This is a genomic window from Ancylobacter sp. Lp-2 (genome assembly GCF_020523795.1).
Taxonomy (GTDB): Bacteria; Pseudomonadota; Alphaproteobacteria; order Rhizobiales; family Xanthobacteraceae; genus Ancylobacter.
This window is the reverse complement of the sequence record NZ_JAJALI010000006.1, coordinates 172,258-188,833: the sequence shown is the minus strand read 5'-3', so window position 1 is coordinate 188,833 and position 16,576 is coordinate 172,258. Positions and strand designations below refer to the sequence as shown.

The 16,576-nt window shown below is 66.9% G+C and carries 18 protein-coding genes; 15 read left to right on the top strand and 3 right to left on the bottom strand.

The window, feature by feature from the left end; genetic code table 11:
- Positions 1-139: 139 nt before the first annotated feature.
- Together dapA and smpB are read left to right on the top strand one after the other, a co-directional pair.
- Entirely contained in the window at positions 140-1,030 is an 891-nt protein-coding gene (gene dapA, locus LGR54_RS16300) for a 4-hydroxy-tetrahydrodipicolinate synthase (RefSeq protein ID WP_230363045.1), read from the top strand.
- A gap of 146 nt (positions 1,031-1,176) precedes the next feature.
- Entirely contained in the window at positions 1,177-1,653 is a 477-nt protein-coding gene (gene smpB, locus LGR54_RS16295) for an SsrA-binding protein SmpB (protein WP_214010373.1), read from the top strand.
- A gap of 96 nt (positions 1,654-1,749) precedes the next feature.
- Here the strand turns inward: smpB and efp are convergent, their stop codons facing one another.
- Positions 1,750-2,319: an elongation factor P gene (gene efp / locus LGR54_RS16290; RefSeq protein ID WP_230363044.1), complete on the bottom strand. Its 570-nt coding sequence runs from the start codon at positions 2,317-2,319 to the stop codon at positions 1,750-1,752.
- Positions 2,320-2,493: 174 nt separating this feature from the next.
- On the opposite strand from efp, the gene epmA reads away from it, so the two are divergent.
- Positions 2,494-3,540, top strand: a complete 1,047-nt coding sequence (gene epmA / locus LGR54_RS16285; protein ID WP_230363204.1) for an EF-P lysine aminoacylase EpmA — start codon at positions 2,494-2,496, stop codon at positions 3,538-3,540.
- Here epmA and LGR54_RS16280 read toward each other — a convergent pair whose 3' ends face one another.
- Positions 3,541-4,206 carry a uracil-DNA glycosylase gene (locus LGR54_RS16280; RefSeq protein WP_370638216.1) on the bottom strand — a complete coding sequence of 222 codons (666 nt, stop codon included), beginning with the start codon at positions 4,204-4,206 and terminating at the stop codon, positions 3,541-3,543.
- Complete coding sequence (locus LGR54_RS16275; protein ID WP_370638215.1) at positions 4,203-4,826, bottom strand: NYN domain-containing protein; 624 nt, start codon at positions 4,824-4,826, stop codon at positions 4,203-4,205. Before LGR54_RS16275 ends, LGR54_RS16280 begins: the two co-directional genes overlap by 4 nt.
- Before the next feature lie 235 nt (positions 4,827-5,061).
- On the opposite strand from LGR54_RS16275, the gene rpoZ reads away from it, so the two are divergent.
- The 12 genes from rpoZ (at position 5,062) to parC (ending at position 16,514) form a co-directional block, all read left to right on the top strand.
- The gene (gene rpoZ, locus LGR54_RS16270; protein WP_214010369.1) at positions 5,062-5,454 is read left to right on the top strand and encodes a DNA-directed RNA polymerase subunit omega; all 393 of its coding nucleotides are present in this window, start codon (positions 5,062-5,064) and stop codon (positions 5,452-5,454) included.
- 167 nt (positions 5,455-5,621) lie between these two features.
- Positions 5,622-7,841, top strand: coding sequence for a bifunctional (p)ppGpp synthetase/guanosine-3',5'-bis(diphosphate) 3'-pyrophosphohydrolase (locus LGR54_RS16265; RefSeq protein WP_230363042.1), 2,220 nt, complete (start codon positions 5,622-5,624; stop codon positions 7,839-7,841).
- Between the two features lie 73 nt (positions 7,842-7,914).
- Positions 7,915-8,094 (top strand): hypothetical protein, encoded by a 180-nt coding sequence (locus LGR54_RS16260; RefSeq protein WP_230363041.1) that lies wholly within the window; start codon positions 7,915-7,917, stop codon positions 8,092-8,094.
- A 138-nt stretch (positions 8,095-8,232) separates the two neighbouring features.
- Entirely contained in the window at positions 8,233-8,970 is a 738-nt protein-coding gene (locus tag LGR54_RS16255; RefSeq protein ID WP_370638214.1) for a transglutaminase family protein, read from the top strand.
- An 83-nt stretch (positions 8,971-9,053) separates the two neighbouring features.
- Positions 9,054-9,647, top strand: coding sequence for an orotate phosphoribosyltransferase (gene pyrE / locus LGR54_RS16250; protein ID WP_230363039.1), 594 nt, complete (start codon positions 9,054-9,056; stop codon positions 9,645-9,647).
- On the top strand, positions 9,644-10,435 hold the full coding sequence (locus LGR54_RS16245) for a pyridoxine 5'-phosphate synthase (protein WP_230363038.1): 792 nt from the start codon (positions 9,644-9,646) through the stop codon (positions 10,433-10,435). Before pyrE ends, LGR54_RS16245 begins: the two co-directional genes overlap by 4 nt.
- Before the next feature lie 7 nt (positions 10,436-10,442).
- On the top strand, positions 10,443-10,862 hold the full coding sequence (acpS, locus tag LGR54_RS16240) for a holo-ACP synthase (protein WP_230363037.1): 420 nt from the start codon (positions 10,443-10,445) through the stop codon (positions 10,860-10,862).
- A 122-nt stretch (positions 10,863-10,984) separates the two neighbouring features.
- Positions 10,985-11,740 (top strand): signal peptidase I, encoded by a 756-nt coding sequence (gene lepB, locus LGR54_RS16235; RefSeq protein ID WP_230363036.1) that lies wholly within the window; start codon positions 10,985-10,987, stop codon positions 11,738-11,740.
- Positions 11,737-12,453: a ribonuclease III gene (rnc, locus tag LGR54_RS16230; protein ID WP_230363035.1), complete on the top strand. Its 717-nt coding sequence runs from the start codon at positions 11,737-11,739 to the stop codon at positions 12,451-12,453. The genes lepB and rnc overlap by 4 nt, the downstream gene beginning before the upstream one ends.
- Complete coding sequence (gene era / locus LGR54_RS16225; RefSeq protein WP_230363034.1) at positions 12,453-13,406, top strand: GTPase Era; 954 nt, start codon at positions 12,453-12,455, stop codon at positions 13,404-13,406. Before rnc ends, era begins: the two co-directional genes overlap by 1 nt.
- A gap of 30 nt (positions 13,407-13,436) precedes the next feature.
- Positions 13,437-14,183, top strand: a complete 747-nt coding sequence (recO, locus tag LGR54_RS16220; protein ID WP_230363033.1) for a DNA repair protein RecO — start codon at positions 13,437-13,439, stop codon at positions 14,181-14,183.
- A gap of 99 nt (positions 14,184-14,282) precedes the next feature.
- Positions 14,283-16,514 (top strand): DNA topoisomerase IV subunit A, encoded by a 2,232-nt coding sequence (gene parC, locus LGR54_RS16215; RefSeq protein ID WP_230363032.1) that lies wholly within the window; start codon positions 14,283-14,285, stop codon positions 16,512-16,514.
- Positions 16,515-16,576: the final 62 nt, after the last annotated feature.

The window sequence follows — 16,576 nt, the reverse complement described above, 5'->3', positions numbered from 1 at the left end:
CAACTTTGCCAAGGAAGATCGGCTCTTCCGGCCACGACACCCCTTTCGCGCGAACCGCCGACGCGATATCTGAAAGCCCCTTTGCCGGTGCAGACGTTGCGCCGGGCGCCAATGATTCAGAAAATTCCAGGAGCGCGCCATGCCTCACACGCCGCCCTTTCGTGGTTCCTTTACGGCTCTGGTGACGCCGTTCCGCGATGGCGCGCTCGACGAGAAAGCGCTGCGCGGCCTGGTCGACTGGCAGATCGATGAAGGCACGCATGGCCTCGTCCCGGTGGGGACGACCGGCGAGAGCCCGACCGTGACCCATGACGAGCACAAGCGCGTGGTGGAATGGACCGTCGCGCAGGCGGCGGGCCGTGTGCCGGTGATCGCCGGTGCCGGCTCCAACAACACCGTCGAGGCGATCGATCTCGCCCGTCACGCCGAAAAGGCGGGGGCGGATGCGGCGCTCGTGGTCACGCCCTACTACAACAAGCCGAGCCAGGAAGGCCTGTACCAGCACTACAAGGCGATCAACGACGCCGTGGGCATTCCGATCATCATCTACAACATTCCCGGCCGGTCCGTGGTCGACATGTCGGTGGAGACCATGGCCCGGTTGTACGAACTGCCGAACATCGCCGGCGTGAAGGACGCCACCGCCAATCTCGCCCGGGTCAGCCAGCAGCGCCAGGCCATGGGTCCGTCCTTCAACCAGCTGTCCGGCGAGGACGCCACCGCCCTCGCTTTCATGGCGCATGGCGGCGACGGCTGCATCTCGGTCGCCTCCAACGTGGCGCCGAAGCTGTGCTCGCAGTTGCAGAACGCCTGCCTCGCCGGGGATTTCCGTGCCGCGCTGACCTTGCAGGACCGGCTGTTCCCGCTGTTTCAGGCGCTGTTCGTTGAAACCAACCCGAGTCCCACCAAATATGCGCTGAGCGTGCTCGGCAAGATCGCCGATGAAGCGCGCCTGCCCATGGTGCCGGTGAGCGACAAGACGAAGGAAATCGTCCGCGCCGCCATGACCCATGCGGGACTGATCAACTGACGCCGGCCGGAGCCCTGAGCCCGCGCCATGCGCCATTGCGGCGCATGGCGGGCATCGGCTCAGGTTTTGGCTGGAGCCTTTCCTGATCGGCCGGGCGGCGACGCCCGGCCGGGAAATGCTCGGGCCCCGGCACGGAGCTGAGCGAGATGACCGAGAAGAAAAAGACTGTTCCCCGTAAAGTCGTGGCCGAGAACCGCCGCGCCCGTTTCGACTACGACATCGGCGAGGTGTTCGAGGCCGGCATCGCCCTGACCGGCACCGAGGTGAAGAGCCTGCGTAGCGGCAAGGCCACCGTGGCGGAGAGCTATGTCTCGGCGAAGTCCGGCGAGGCAATCATCTACAACACCTTCATCCCGGAATATCTGCAGGCCAACCGCTTCAACCATGAGCCGCGCCGGCCCCGGAAGCTTCTGCTGCACATGCGCGAGATTTCCAAGCTGTGGCAGGCGGTGGAGCGCGAGGGCATGACGGTGGTGCCCCTGCGCATCTATTTCAACGAGCAGGGCCGCGCCAAGGTCGAGATCGCCATCGCCCGCGGCCGCAAGGCGCACGACAAGCGCGAGGCGGCTAAGGAAAAGGACTGGGCGCGCGACAAGCAGCGCCTGATGCGCGACCGGAGCTGAGCCAGCAAGAGTGTCGCGGCCGGAAAGAGCGTCGCCGAAAAACAAAAGGCCCGGGAATGCCCGGGCCTTTTTCATTCGCGTGGGACGAGCGAAGGCTCAGTCCTTGGCGCGCTCGACATAGGAGCCGTCGGCGGTCATGACGACGACGCGGGTGCCGACGCCGACATGCGGCGGGACCGCCGAGCGCACGCCATTCGACAGCATGGCCGGCTTGTAGGAGGAGGAGGCGGTCTGGCCCTTCACCACCGGCTCGGTCTCGACCACTTCCAGCGTCACGCGCTGCGGCAGTTCGATGGCGATGCCGTTGCCCTCATGCAGCTTGAGCATGACCTGCATGCCTTCCTGCAGATAGGGGGCCTGGTCGCCGACCACGTCCGGATGCACGGCCAACTGGTCGTAGTTCTCCGGGTTCATGAAGTGGAAGCCTTCGCCATCCGAATAGAGGAAAGTGTGGGGGCGATCCTCGACATGGGCGCGCTCGACCTGCTCGGTGGTGCGGTAGCGCTCGGAGATCTTCACGCCGTCAGAGATGCGGCGCATGTCCAGCTGAGTGACCGGCGTGCCCTTGCCGGGATGGATATTGTCGGCGGTGAGCACGACATAGAGCTTGCCGTCGATGTCGACCACGGCGCCCTTGCGCAGCGTGCTGGCGATGACCTTGACCATTGCGGTCCTCTGGCTGTTGGGTGCGCCGCACGGGATGAACAGGCGCTGACCGGGATTCCTTCGGGCGGTTCCTATACAAGCGCGACCGCCCGCCGCCAACCCCACGGTGGCCAAGTCCTTTCTTCGCGTGAATGACGGAGCCGCCCGATGCCGAAAACTGAGCTCTCGCCCGGGATGTCGCCCGCGATCTCGCCCTGGTGGTCGCCGGACGTCCATGCCGACCGCCGGCCCTTCCTGATCGGACGCCAGCGCATCCTCGCCGCCTTGCGGGCGTTCTTCGACGAACGCGACTTCATCGAGGTCGAGACGCCGGTCCTGCAGGTTTCGCCCGGCAACGAGACGCACCTGCATGCCTTCGCGACCCAGCTGGTGGCACCGGACGGGACCGCTTCCACCCGCTATCTCCACACCTCGCCGGAGTTCACCGCCAAGAAGCTGCTGGCGGCCGGCGAGGAGCGGCTGTTCACCTTCGCCCGCGTGTTCCGAAATGGCGAGCGCACGGCGCTGCATCATCCCGAGTTCACCATGCTCGAATGGTACCGGGCGCGGCAGGACTATGCGGCGCTGATGGACGACTGCGCGGCGCTGCTGGGCGCGACGGCGACCGCTGCGGGGGCGGATGTGTTCCGCTTCGGGCCGCATCTCGCCGATGTCCGGCTGGAGCCCGAGCGGCTGACGGTGGCCGAGGCGTTCGTGCGCTTCGCCGGTATCGACCTGCTCGCCACCCTCGACGCGGCGGGGACGACGGATCGCGACGCGCTGTGGCAGGCGGCGCAGCGCGCCGGCATCCGCGTCGCGCCGGACGATGTCTGGGCCGATGTCTTCACCCGGGTGATGGTGGAGAAGATCGAGCCGTTCCTCGGCATCGGCCGCCCGACCATCCTGTGCGAGTACCCGATCAGCGAAGCGGCGCTCGCCCGGCCCAAGCCCGGCGATCCGCGCGTGGCGGAGCGCTTCGAACTCTATGTCTGCGGCGTCGAGCTCGCCAATGCCTTCGGCGAACTCACCGACGCCGCGGAGCAGCGGCGGCGTTTCATTGGCTGGATGGAAGAAAAGCAGCGGCTCTACGGCGAGCGCTACCCGATCGACGAGGATTTCCTCGCCGCGCTGGCCCGGATGCCGGAAGCCTCCGGCATCGCGCTCGGGCTCGACCGGCTGGTGCTGCTGGCAACCGGCGCGCGGCGCATCGAAGATGTGCTGTGGGCGCCCGTCGCGCCCTGATCAGGCGAGAGTATCGACATGCGCCCGCACGGCGGCGAAGACGGTGCGGAACATTTCGGGGGTCAGCACGCCAGTATTCGTGTTGTAGCGGGAGCAGTGATAGCTGTCGAACAGCACCACGTTGCCGAGCCGATGCACCGCGCCATGCGCGAATTTGTGGTGCGACAGTTTCTCGCCATGCGCGGCCAGCACCTGGTCATGCGCGATCTTGCCCAGCGCGACGATGGCGCCGAGGTTCGGCAGTTGGGCGATGGTGGCGGCGAGGAAGGGGCGGCACTGGCGCATTTCCTCGGTGGTCGGCTTGTTCTCCGGCGGCACGCAGCGCACGGCATTGGTGAGGCGCGCGTCTTTCAGCCGCAGCGTGTCGTCGGGGCGCGCCTCGAACCTGCCGGTGGCGAAGCCGAAGCGGATCAGCGTGTCATAGAGCAGCTCGCCGGCATAGTCGCCGGTGAAGGGGCGGCCGGTGCGGTTGGCGCCACGAAGGCCGGGAGCCAGGCCGACGATCAAAAGACGCCCGTCCACCGGCCCGAAGGAGGGTACCGGAGCGTTATGCCAGAGAGGTTCGGCTGCCCGCCACTGCTCGCGGAACGCCACCAGGCGAGGGCAAAGCGGGCAGTTCCGCGCCGGCTCCGCAACCGGCGCGGTCACAACGTCACGCGCGCTCACCGGTTGGCGAGCTCCTCGTCGCCGCCGACCCCTGGTACCGGCCCGCGCCGTTCAAGAAAGCGCGGGGGCTCGCTCATGCGGCCGGTCCGCTCGTTCGGGTCGCGCCCGATGCGGGCCTGAAGGTCGACGAGGTCGATGAAGGCGTCGGCCTGCCGGCGCAGCTCATCGGCGATCATCGGCGGCTGGGTGTTGACGCTGGAGACGACGCTGACCCGCACGCCCTTGCGCTGCACCGCCTCGACCAGGGAGCGGAAATCGCCATCGCCAGAGAACAGCACGATGTGATCGACATGGGCGGCGAGCTCCATCGCATTGACGGCAAGCTCGATGTCCATATTGCCACGCACGCGCCGACGTCCCTGGCTGTCGGTGAATTCCCGAGCCGGTTTTGTTACAACCGAATACCCATTGTAATCCAGCCAATCCAGCAGCGGCCGGATGGAGGAATACTCATTATCCTCGACGAGAGTTGTATAGTAAAAGGCCCTCAATACGTATCCGCGGCTCTGAAACTCCTTTAGAAGTCGCTTGTAATCAATATCAAAACCAAGAGACTTCGTTGCTGAATAGAGGTTGGCGCCATCAATAAATAATGCAATCTTTTCCATGGGTTGAACCATTACGGCGTTTACCTAATCAATACGTCCAAATGAAGCTCCGCCGACCGCTTGCGAAACTGACTTTCCGCCCCGTAAACGATTCATAGCGCAATTTTGCGCGTATGCGCGGTGAAATCGCTGTCGATGACGGCTGAAAGTCACGATTGTGATTGAGTCGCCCGGCGGATCGCTTGCCCTCTTGCCGGGCATGCGATATGGCAGCGCTTTCCGAAATAACCCATGGGAGTGCCGGAGCATGGCTCGCGTCACCGTCGAGGATTGCATCGACAAGGTCGACAATCGCTTCGAACTCGTCCTTCTGGCCGGTCACCGCGCGCGTATGATCGCGTCGGGCTCGCCGATTACTGTCGATCGCGACAACGACAAGAACCCGGTCGTCGCCCTTCGTGAGATCGCCGACGAGACCATCTCGCCGGAAGACCTGAAGGAAGATCTGATCCATTCGCTGCAGAAGTTCACCGAGGTCGACGAGCCGGAGGCCGAGACGGTTCCGATGATCGCCTCGGGCGGCAGCGAGGGCGGTGCGGACGATCCCGACGTCATGCTCGACCGTATGACCGAGGAAGAGCTGCTGGCCGGCCTCCAGGGCCTGGTGCCGCCGGAGCCGAGCGACGACGAGGAAGGCTGAGGCCTCCTCTACCGAAAGAGCTTCGATCTTTCCGTTGCAGCCCGGCCTCGTGCCGGGCTGCTGCTTTTACGGCGGAATTTCCGTTGCGGCGCTTGCGCTGACCTCACCCGCGGACATATCTAGCCGACAGGAACGGACGGGTCGTTCCCCCTCGCGAGATCCCTGTCATGATGCGGCAGTACGAGCTCGTCGAGCGCGTGCGGCGGTATAATCCCAATACCGACGAGGCGCTGCTCGATCGCGCCTATGTCTATGCCATGCGTGCGCACGGCACGCAGAAGCGCGCCTCCGGCGACCCCTATTTCTCGCACCCGCTCGAAGTCGCGGCGATCCTCACCGATCTCAAGCTCGACGACGCCACCATCGTGGCGGCGCTGCTGCACGATACCATCGAGGATACCGACGCCACCCGCGACGAGATCGACAAGTGGTTCGGCCCGCAGATCGGAGCGCTGGTCGAGGGTCTGACCAAGATCAAGAAGCTCGACCTCGTCTCCAAGCAGGCCAAGCAGGCGGAAAACCTGCGCAAGCTGCTGCTCGCCATCGCCGACGACGTGCGCGTGCTGCTGGTCAAGCTCGCCGACCGCCTGCACAACATGCGCACCCTGAAATGGGTGCCGGAGGAAAAGCGGAACCGCGTCGCGCAGGAAACGCTGGACATCTATGCGCCGCTCGCCGGGCGCATGGGCATGCAGGACATGCGCGAGGAACTGGAGGACCTGTCGTTCCGCCAGCTCTCGCCCGAGGCTTATGAATCCATCCTCGGCCGGCTGAACGCGCTGAAGGAGCACAATGGCGAACTGGTCGCGGCGATCGAGCGGGAATTGACCGACGCGCTGAGCCAGAAGGGATTGGACGCGACCGTGAAGGGACGCGAGAAGCGCCCCTATTCCATCTGGCGCAAGATGGAGCAGAAGTCGGTCGCCTTCGAGCAGCTTTCCGACATTTACGGCTTCCGCCTTCTCGTGAACTCGGTGGCGGAGTGCTACGCGGCGCTCGGCGTCGTGCATACCAAGTGGCGCGTGGTGCCGGGCCGCTTCAAGGACTACATCTCCACCCCCAAGCAGAACGATTACCGTTCGATCCACACCACGGTGGTCGGTCCCGGGCGCCAGCGCGTCGAGCTGCAGATCCGCACAAGGCAGATGCACGAGATCGCCGAATACGGCATCGCCGCGCATGCGATCTACAAGGACAAGGACGGCGAGCCGGCGCCGGCGGGCGAGGATCTGCTGACCCGCGATTCCAACGCCTATGCCTGGCTGCGCCGGACCATCGAGCTGCTCGCCGAGGGATCGAGCCCGGAGGAGTTCCTCGAGCACACCAAGCTCGAGCTGTTCCACGACCAGGTGTTCTGCTTCACGCCCAAGGGGCGGCTGATCGCACTGCCGCGCGGGGCGACGCCGATCGACTTCGCCTATGCGGTGCATACCGGCGTCGGCAACATGGCGATCGGCGCCAAGATCAACGGCAAGGTCTCGCCGTTGGTGTCGCGCCTGCACAATGGCGACGAGGTGGAGATCATCACCTCGCCGAGCGCGACGCCCCCCGCCGCCTGGGAATCCATCGTCGTCACCGGCAAGGCGCGCGCGGCGATCCGCCGGGCCACCCGCGTGGCGGTGCGCGCGCAATATGCCGGCCTCGGTCGGCGCATGGTCGAGCGGGCGATGGCGCGGGCCGGCAAAGCGTTCTCCGACGAGAAGCTGGCCGGTTCGGTGGGCCGGCTCGCCCGCACGACGACGGAGGAGGTCTATGCGGCGGTCGGCCTCGGCGAGATGCGGGCCGACGACGTGGTCAAGGCGCTCTACCCGGAATGGACCGGGCCGCGGCCGGAGGAGAAGCAGGCGCCGAAGGGCGAGGGCTGGTTCGAGCTGGAGCGCGGCCAGAGCCTGAAATTCAAGATTCCGGGCGTGGAGATCGCGCCCGACCCCAAGACCTCCATTCCGATCCGCGGCATCAACCGCGAGCTGCCCGTGCGCTTCGCGCCCAATGGCGGCGCGGTGCCGGGCGATCGCATCGTCGGCATCATGACGCCGGGCGAGGGGATCACCATCTACCCGATCCAGTCGCCGGCGCTGCAGGATTTCGAAGAGGAGCCGGAGCGCTGGCTCGACGTGCGCTGGGACGTCGACGAGGACGATCCGCAGCGCTTCCCGGTGCAGATCGTGGTGGTGGCGACCAACGAGCCGGGTTCGCTCGGGCAGATCGCTCAGGTGATCGGTGAGCGCGACGGCAATATCGAGAACCTCAACATGTCCTCGCGGTCGCCGGATTTTACCCGGATGGTGATCGACATCGGCGTCTACGATCTACGCCACCTCAACGGCATCATTTCCGACCTGCGCTCGCGGCCGGTGGTGTCGAGCGTCGAGCGCGTCAACGGCTGATACGCCGGAACCCCGGCGCCCTCATCGCGTTGTCGCTTCGAACAGGCCGAACCGGCCGGCGACGAAGGAGGCGATGATGGTGGATGTCGTTCACAGCGCGTTGCGTATCGTCGCCGGCTTCATCAAGCAGCTGGGCGGCCGTACCCTTGGCAATGGCGCTCTGGAGGCCATCGGCCGGGTCGACGCGCTCGTCGGCCGCGCCGAACTGGTTTCCGTGCGGGTTCGCTCCCGCCATGGCCGCGTCTCCCGCTGAGGCGGCAGCGCCCCTTCAAGACAGGATTGAACAAGCATGCGGATCCGATATGGATTTCGGATGGCGCTGGATTGCGCCAATCCGACACCGGCGACGTTCGCCGTCGATGTTCATAGCTCCCGCCATCGGGACATTATCGTGCAGTCGCCGATGTTCCTGCGCGGCGGCGACCAACACACCCTGACCACCACGATCGCGCTCGACATGTTCGGCAATGTGCGGCGGCGTGCCGTGCTGCCGGCCGGACGCAGCGAAATCGAGCATCACGGCGTCATCCACGATCCCGGGACCATCGACGTGGTCAACGTTGCCGCCCGGCAGTCGCCGCTCGACGAGCTGCCCGAGGAGGTGATGGTGTTCCTGCTCGGCAGCCGCTACTGCGAGACCGACCTGCTCGCTGGCGAGGCGTGGAAGCGCTTCGGCCATGTGCCGGAGGGCTGGGCACGGGTGCAGGCCATTTGCGACTTCGTGCACGACCATATCGAGTTCGGCTATCCGCACGCCGATTGCACCCGCTCGGCCGCCGGCGTGCTGGCGCAGAAGCACGGTGTGTGCCGTGATTTCGCGCATCTGGCGATCACGCTGTGCCGGGCGATGAACATTCCGGCGCGCTACTGCACGGGGTATCTAGGCGATATCGGCGTGCCGCGCGACCCCGCGCCGATGGATTTCAGCGCCTGGTTCGAGGCCTATCTCGACGGCCGCTGGTACTGTTTCGATGCCCGCCACAACGTGCCGCGCACGGGGAGGGTGGTGATGGCGCGCGGGCGCGACGCCACCGACGTGCCGATCATCTGCACCTTCGGCCCCCACCAGCTCGTCAGCTTCGAGGTGTGGACCGACGAGATGGCGGTCGCCGAATCGGTCGCTGCCTGAGGCGGGGCGCGATGCGGCGACGTGACGTGGACCGGCGGATGGGCTATCACCCGCCGGTTCAATCATTCGATCGGTTTGCCGCCATGACCCAAGACGAGGTCCTCGCCGAGTTCCGCGCCGCCGGCGCCCTGCTCGAGGGACATTTCATCCTCTCCTCCGGGCTGCGCAGTTCGGTGTTCCTGCAGAAGATGTTCATCTTCATGGATCCCGCCCGCACCGAGCTTCTCTGCCGGGCGCTGGCGCAGAAGGCGCAGGCGGCCTTCGGCCCGATCGACTATGTCGTCTCGCCCGCCATGGGCGGCATCATCCCCGGCTATGAGACCGCCCGCCATCTCGGCGCCAAGGCGGTGTTCGTCGAGCGCGAGGACGGCCAGTTCGTGCTGCGGCGTGGCTTCTCCATTCCCGAGGGCGCACGGGTGCTGATGGTGGAGGACATCGTCACCACCGGCCTGTCGTCGCGCGAATGCCTTGCCTCCATCGCGCATCACCCGGGCAAGATCGTCGGTGCCGCCTGCCTGATCGATCGCTCCGGCGGCAAGGCCGATCTCGGCGTGCCGCTGGTGACGCTGGTCAGCCTCGACATTCCCAATTACGAGCCGGACAAGCTGCCGCCCGAGCTCGCCGCCTTGCCGGCGGTGAAGCCGGGTAGCCGCGGCATCCAGGGAGCGAAGGCATGAGCAGCCCCGCCGCTCCCGTCCTGGTGCCGCCGATCCGGCTGGGCGTGAACATCGACCACGTCGCGACGGTGCGCAATGCGCGCGGCGGAGCGCTGCCCGATCCGTTGCGGGCCGCGGCGCTCGCCGCCGCCGCCGGGGCCGACGGCATCACCGCGCATCTGCGCGAGGACCGTCGCCATATCCGCGACGACGACATGCGCCGCCTGCGCGAGTCGCTGACCATCCCGCTCAATTTCGAGATGGCGGCGACGCACGAGATGGTCGCCATCGCCACCGAACTGCGGCCGCATGCCTGCTGCCTGGTGCCGGAGCGGCGCGAGGAGCGCACCACCGAGGGCGGCCTCGACGTCATTGCCGGCGGCATCGACCTCGCGCACCGCGTGGAGCGGCTGGCGGCTGCCGGAATCCGGGTGTCGCTGTTCATCGCCCCGGACGCCGACCAGATCGTGCGCGCCGCCGATATCGGCGCCGCCGTGATCGAGCTGCATACCGGCGCCTGGTGCGACCATCGCGTCGCCGGCCACCGCGAGGAGGCCGCCGCCGAGCTGGAGCGGCTCATCCGCGCGGCTGAGCAGGCGACCACGCTCGGGCTCGAAGTGCATGCCGGCCACGGGCTCGACTACGAGACCGCCGAGATTGTCGCCGCCAATGGCCATGTGCGCGAGCTCAACATCGGCCATTTCCTGATCGGCGAAGCGATCTTCGAGGGGCTGGAGACGGCAATCCGCCGCATGCGCGCCGCCATGGCGCGCGGCCGGGCTCAGCTGCGCGCCGGCAAGGCAGCGTGAGGGCGACATGATCCTGGGTATCGGCTCCGACATCACCGACGCCCGCCGCATCGCCGAGGTGCTGGAGCGCCATGGCGAGCGCTTCGTCGAGCGGGTGTTCACCCCGGTCGAGCGGGCGAAGTCGGACCGGCGGGTGCGCCGGGCCGAGAGCTACGCCAAGCGCTTCGCCGCCAAGGAGGCGTGCTCCAAGGCGCTCGGCACCGGGCTGTCGCAGGGCGTGTTCTGGCGCGACATGGGGGTGGTGAACCTGGCGTCCGGCCGTCCCACCCTGCTGCTGACCGGCGGCGCCAAGGCGCGGCTCGAGGCGATGACGCCGGCGGGCTACGAGGCGCGCATCGACCTCACCATCACCGATGACGGACCGATCGCCCAGGCCTTCGTGATCATCAGCGCGGTGCCGAGCGGGTCGCCAAGTCCCGGAGCGTAAGCTCCGGCGATCGTGAAGAGCGCGCGTTGCCGCAGGCGTGGCGAGCGGCTATAGGAGCCCGATGGCCTCGATACAGGGGTGCCGTGCCGGCGCCAGCCGAAGCGCGGCCTAGCGGAAAGCACATGAGCGCAACGACCGAACCGAAGAAGAAGGAAGGCGGCCTGGGCGAAACGGCCAAGGTCATACTCCAGGCCTTTCTGATCGCCCTCATCATCCGCACCTTCCTGTTCCAGCCATTCAACATTCCATCCGGCTCGATGAAGGAGACGCTGCTGGTCGGCGACTACCTCTTCGTGTCGAAGTTCAGCTACGGCTATAGCCGCTTCTCGCTGCCGCTCTCGCCGCCGCTGTTCGACGGGCGCATCCTCGGCTCGACGCCGAACCGCGGCGACGTGGTGGTGTTCAAGCTGCCGCGCGACGAGAGCACCGATTACATCAAGCGCGTCATCGGCCTGCCGGGCGACCAGATCCAGATGATCGGTGGCGTGCTGCACATCAACGGCGAGCCGGTGAAGCGCGAGGATGCCGGTTACTGGATGGACGACGAGGGCGGCGGCCGCGTGCAGCGCGTGAAGGTGTGGCGCGAGACGCTGCCCAACGGCGTCAGCTATCAGACGCTCGATCTCGTCGATAACGGCTTCTACGACAACACGCCCGTCTACCAGGTGCCGCCCGGTCATTATTTCATGATGGGCGACAACCGCGACAATTCTACCGATTCGCGGGTGCTCAGCCAGGTCGGCTACGTGCCCTATGAGAACCTGATCGGCCGCGCGCAGATGATCTTCTTCTCGGTGAAGGAGGGCGAGGCAGCCTGGCAGGTGTGGAAGTGGCCCTGGACCGTACGCTGGGACCGCATCTTCTCCTTCGTGCGATGAGCCGCGCTTCCAAAGAGGGCGGCGCCCGCGACGGTCTCGGCGCGCTGGAGCAGTCGCTCGGTCATGTCTTCGCCGATATCGGACATCTCGCGCTGGCGCTGACCCATATCAGCGCGGTGACCGGGGTGCAGGGTAGCCGGGCGCGGGTGAAATCCTATCAGCGGCTGGAGTTCCTCGGAGACCACGTGCTCGGGCTCGTGGTCTCCGACATGCTTTACCGCTCCTATCCCGATGCCGAGGAAGGCGAGCTGTCACGACGGCTTTCCGATCTCGTCTGCGAGGAGGCCTGTGCCGAGGTGGCGCAGGAGATGGGGATCGCTCCCTTCGTCCGGCTCGGCGCCGGAGAGGAGCGCACCGGCGGGCGCCACCGGCAGGCCATCCTTGCGGATATCACCGAGGCGGTGCTGGCGGCGGTCTATCTCGATGCGGGCTTCCCGGCGGCGGAAAAGCTGGTGGAGCGTTTCTGGCGGCCCCGGCTGCAGCGGCACGGCAGTGCCGGCCGCGATCCCAAGACGGCCTTGCAGGAATGGGCGCAGGCACGCGGCCTGCCGCCGCCGAACTATCGGCTGGTGGAGCGCGAGGGACCGGATCATAATCCACAGTTCCGCATTGCGGTCGAAGTGCCCGGATGGGAGCCGATGGAGGGCGTCGGCTCCTCCAAGCAGAGCGCCCAGAAGGCCGCGGCCGCCGCCTTTCTCGAACGGGTAAATTGATGAACGACACAGACGCCGGTCCCGGCGCCACGCCTGAAGCCGCCGGACCCGATGCCGCCACACGCTGCGGCTTCGTTGCCCTGATCGGCGCGCCGAATGCCGGCAAGTCGACGCTGACCAATGCGCTGGTCGGCACCAAGGTGTCGATCGTCTCGCACAAGGTGCAGACGACGCGCGCGCTGGTGCGCGGCATCGCGTTGGAAGGGACGACGCAGATCGTGCTGGTCGACACGCCCGGCATCTTCGCGCCCAAGCGCCGGCTGGAGAAGGCCATGGTGCGCTCCGCCTGGGGCGGGGCGGGCGATGCGGATGCGGTGGCGCTGCTCATCGACGCCCGCGTGGGCATCACCGAGGAGGTCGAGGCGATCATGCGCGGTCTTGCGCAGGTGAAGCGCCCCCGCGCGGTCATCCTGAACAAGATCGACCTGGTGAAGCGCGACAGCCTGCTCGAACTCGCCGCCAAGGTGGCCGAGCACATAACCATCGACCGCGTATTCATGATTTCGGCGCTTGAGGGCGACGGGCTTGTGCAATTGCGCCAGTGGCTGGTCGAGGTGCTGCCGGAGGGGCCGTGGCTCTATCCGGAGGACCAGATCTCCGACGCGCCGATGCGCATGCTGGCCGCCGAGATCACCCGCGAGAAGCTGTTCCATCGCCTGCACGAGGAGCTGCCCTACCGCTCGACGGTCGAGACCGACAGCTGGCAGGAGCGCAAGGACGGCTCGGTGCGCATCGAGCAGACCATCTTCGTCGAGCGCGAGAGCCAGCGGAAGATCGTGCTCGGCAAGGGCGGCGAGACCATCAAGGCGATCTCCATGGCGGCACGCAAGGAGCTGGCCGAGATCGTCGAGCAGCCCGTGCATCTCTTCCTGTTCGTGAAGGTGCGCGAGAACTGGGCCGATGATCCCGAGCGTTATCGCGAGATGGGGCTCGAGTTCCCCGACGCCGACTAGCCCGGCGCGGAAGCGGGGCAGGGCACCGCGATGGAATGGACCGACGACGGCATCATCCTGGGGCTTCGCCGTCATGGCGAGGCGAATGCCATCGTCGAGCTGCTCACCGCCTCGCACGGACGCCATCTCGGGCTGGTGCGCGGCGGCGGATCGCGCCGGCAGGCGCCGTCGCTGCAGCCGGGCAACAGCGTGCACGTCGCCTGGCGGGCGCGGCTCGACGAGCAGCTCGGCGCCTTCACCTTGGAAGTCACGCAGGCGCGCGCCGAGCGGCTGATGCAGCGGGCGCATTCGGCCTTCGCGATCAGTCACCTCGGCAGCCTGGTCCGGCAACTGCCGGAGCGCGACCCGCATCCCGGGCTCTATGCGACGCTGGAGACGGTGATCGAGCATCTCGACGAGCCGGCGCTGGCCGGCATGCTGCTGGCGCGCTTCGAGCTCGCCATGCTGGCCGAACTCGGCTTCGGGCTCGAGCTCGACAGCTGCGCGGCGACCGGCGGGCGCAACGATTTGCTCTATGTCTCGCCGAAATCCGGCCGGGCGGTGAGCCGCGATGCCGGCGAGCCATGGCGGGCCCAGCTGTTCCCGCTGCCTTTCTTCCTCGTCGGCGAGGTGGCGGAGGCACCGATCGGGGACGATCTGCGCGCCGCCTTCGAGCTGACCGGTCATTTCCTCGCCCGCCGGGTGTTCGAGCCACGCGGGGCGCCGATGCCGGACGCGCGGGCGGCCTTCCTCCAGGCGGTGCTGCGCGAGGTGCCGGCCCGGCGGTGGGAGCTGTAGGCGGGACATTGTTTCTTTGACGCCACAAGACTTTGGATAGCGTCACACCCGGCGTGTTCGCGTCTTGTTCTTGTCGCCTATTCGCGCTAGCGAGGGATCATGGGAGAGGGACCGATTCCGACTGACGACGGCATCATCGAGCCTGTCGGCCTGAAGGCCGCGCTCGAGGAGCGCTATCTCGCCTATGCGCTGTCGACCATCATGCACCGGGCGCTGCCGGACGCGCGCGACGGGCTGAAGCCGGTGCATCGCCGCATCCTCTATGGCATGCGGCTCTTGCGCCTCGATCCCGGCGGCGGCTTCCGCAAGAGCGCGAAGATCGTCGGCGACGTGATGGGCTCCTTCCATCCGCACGGCAACATGGCGATCTACGACGCCATGGTCCGTCTGGCGCAGGATTTCGCCCAGCGCTATCCGCTGGTCGACGGCCAGGGCAATTTCGGCAATATCGACGGCGATAACGCCGCGGCCGAGCGCTACACCGAGGCGCGACTGACCGAGGTGGCGCGACTGATCCTCGACGGTATCGATGAGGACGCCGTCGCCTTCCGTCCCAATTATGACGGCACGGCGGAAGAGCCGGTGGTGCTGCCGGGCGGTTTTCCCAACCTGCTCGCCAACGGCTCGACCGGCATCGCGGTGGGCATGGCGACCTCGATCCCGCCGCACAATGCCGCCGAGCTGTTCGACGCCTGCCTGCACCTGATCGAGCACCCGCAGGCGACGACGGACGACCTGCTGGCCTATGTGAAGGGGCCGGACTTCCCGACTGGCGGCGTGGTGATCGAATCCCCCGCCTCGATGGCGGATGCCTATGCCACCGGCCGCGGCGGCTTCCGCCTGCGCGCGCGCTGGCACAAGGAGGAGACCGGGCGCGGCACCTATGTCGTCGTCGTCACCGAGATCCCCTACGGCGTCGCCAAGTCGCGGCTGGTCGAGAAGATCGCCGACCTTCTCAACGAGAAGAAGCTGCCGCTGCTCGCCGATGTGCGCGACGAATCCGCCGAGGATGTACGCCTCGTGCTGGAGCCGCGGGCGCGCAATGTCGATGCCGAGCTGATGATGGAGAGCCTGTTCAAGCTCACCGAGCTGGAAACGCGCTTCCCGCTCAACATGAACGTGCTGGTCGGCGGGCTGGTGCCGAAGGTTGTCAGCCTCGCCGAGGTGCTGCGCGAATGGCTGGACCATCGCCGGGACGTGCTGCTGCGCCGTTCGCGTCATCGGCTTGCCGAGATCGAGCACCGGCTGGAGGTGCTCGGCGGCTATTTGATCGCCTATCTCAACCTCGACGAGGTGATCCGCATCATCCGCGAGGAGGATGAGCCGAAGCCGGCTTTGATGGCGCGCTTCGAGCTCACCGAGGTGCAGGCCGAGGCCATCCTCAACATGCGCCTGCGGTCCTTGCGCCGGCTCGAGGAATTCGAGATCCGCAAGGAGCATGACGCGCTGTCCAAGGAGAAGGACGGCATCGAGAAGCTGCTCGGTTCCGAGGAGCGCCAGTGGAAGACGGTGGCCTGGCAGATCAGCGAGACCCGCAAGCTGTTCGGGCCGGAGACCGAACTCGGCCGGCGCCGCACCGGCTTCGGCGAGGCGGCCGCCCATGACGCCGACGCGGTGAGCGAGGCGCTGGTGGAGCGCGAGCCGATCACCGTCGTCGTGTCGCAGAAGGGCTGGATCCGCGCGCTGAAGGGGCATGTCGCGGACCTTTCCTCGCTCGCCTTCAAGGGCGACGATTCCCTCAAGCTGAGTTTCTTCGCCGAGACCACCTCGAAGCTCCTGGTCTTCGCCACCAATGGCCGCTTCTACACGCTCGACGCCTCCAAGCTGCCGGGCGGGCGCGGCCATGGCGAGCCGCTGCGCCTGTCGATCGACCTCGAGCAGGAGGCCGATGTGGTCGACGTTCAGCCCTATCAGGGCGGGCGCAAGCTGCTGGTGGTGGCGAAGGAGGGGAGGGGCTTCGTCGTCGCCGAGGACGAATGCGTCGCCAATACCCGCAAGGGCAAGCAAGTGCTGACCGTCGACGGGCAGGACGCGGCCCGGTTGGTGGTCGCCGCCGGTGACAGCGTCGCGGTGATCGGCGAGAACCGCAAGCTGCTGGTGTTCCCGCTGTCGCAGATACCGGAGATGGCGCGCGGGCGCGGCGTGCGGCTGCAGCGCTACAAGGACGGGCAGATGTCCGACCTGAAGGTGTTCACCCTTGCCGACGGCCTGACCTGGGTGGACACGTCGGGCCGTACCTGGACGGTGGCGGACCTGACGGAATGGCGCGGGGAGCGTGCCAGCGCCGGTCGTTTGCCGCCTAAGGGATTTCCGCGGAATAACCGGTTCTGACGGCGCGTGAGGCCTTGCCTCGTTGGGAGTTGCCCTGCCGTTTTTTCGTTTCGTTGGCTAAC

Excerpts from the sequence above, each read along its gene's own strand:
- efp (WP_230363044.1), bottom strand. The coding sequence starts at position 2,319 with ATGGTCAAGGTCATCGCCAGCACGCTGCGCAAGGGCGCCGTGGTCGAC.
- rpoZ (WP_214010369.1), top strand. The coding sequence starts at position 5,062 with ATGGCTCGCGTCACCGTCGAGGATTGCATCGACAAGGTCGACAATCGC.
- acpS (WP_230363037.1), top strand. The coding sequence starts at position 10,443 with ATGATCCTGGGTATCGGCTCCGACATCACCGACGCCCGCCGCATCGCC.
- lepB (WP_230363036.1), top strand. The coding sequence starts at position 10,985 with ATGAGCGCAACGACCGAACCGAAGAAGAAGGAAGGCGGCCTGGGCGAA.
- epmA (WP_230363204.1), top strand. The coding sequence starts at position 2,494 with ATGTCGCCCGCGATCTCGCCCTGGTGGTCGCCGGACGTCCATGCCGAC.
- LGR54_RS16260 (WP_230363041.1), top strand. The coding sequence starts at position 7,915 with ATGATGGTGGATGTCGTTCACAGCGCGTTGCGTATCGTCGCCGGCTTC.
- LGR54_RS16265 (WP_230363042.1), top strand. The coding sequence starts at position 5,622 with ATGATGCGGCAGTACGAGCTCGTCGAGCGCGTGCGGCGGTATAATCCC.
- smpB (WP_214010373.1), top strand. The coding sequence starts at position 1,177 with ATGACCGAGAAGAAAAAGACTGTTCCCCGTAAAGTCGTGGCCGAGAAC.
- LGR54_RS16245 (WP_230363038.1), top strand. The coding sequence starts at position 9,644 with ATGAGCAGCCCCGCCGCTCCCGTCCTGGTGCCGCCGATCCGGCTGGGC.
- parC (WP_230363032.1), top strand. The coding sequence starts at position 14,283 with ATGGGAGAGGGACCGATTCCGACTGACGACGGCATCATCGAGCCTGTC.
- rnc (WP_230363035.1), top strand. The coding sequence starts at position 11,737 with ATGAGCCGCGCTTCCAAAGAGGGCGGCGCCCGCGACGGTCTCGGCGCG.
- era (WP_230363034.1), top strand. The coding sequence starts at position 12,453 with ATGAACGACACAGACGCCGGTCCCGGCGCCACGCCTGAAGCCGCCGGA.
- dapA (WP_230363045.1), top strand. The coding sequence starts at position 140 with ATGCCTCACACGCCGCCCTTTCGTGGTTCCTTTACGGCTCTGGTGACG.
- pyrE (WP_230363039.1), top strand. The coding sequence starts at position 9,054 with ATGACCCAAGACGAGGTCCTCGCCGAGTTCCGCGCCGCCGGCGCCCTG.
- recO (WP_230363033.1), top strand. The coding sequence starts at position 13,437 with ATGGAATGGACCGACGACGGCATCATCCTGGGGCTTCGCCGTCATGGC.
- LGR54_RS16275 (WP_370638215.1), bottom strand. The coding sequence starts at position 4,826 with ATGGTTCAACCCATGGAAAAGATTGCATTATTTATTGATGGCGCCAAC.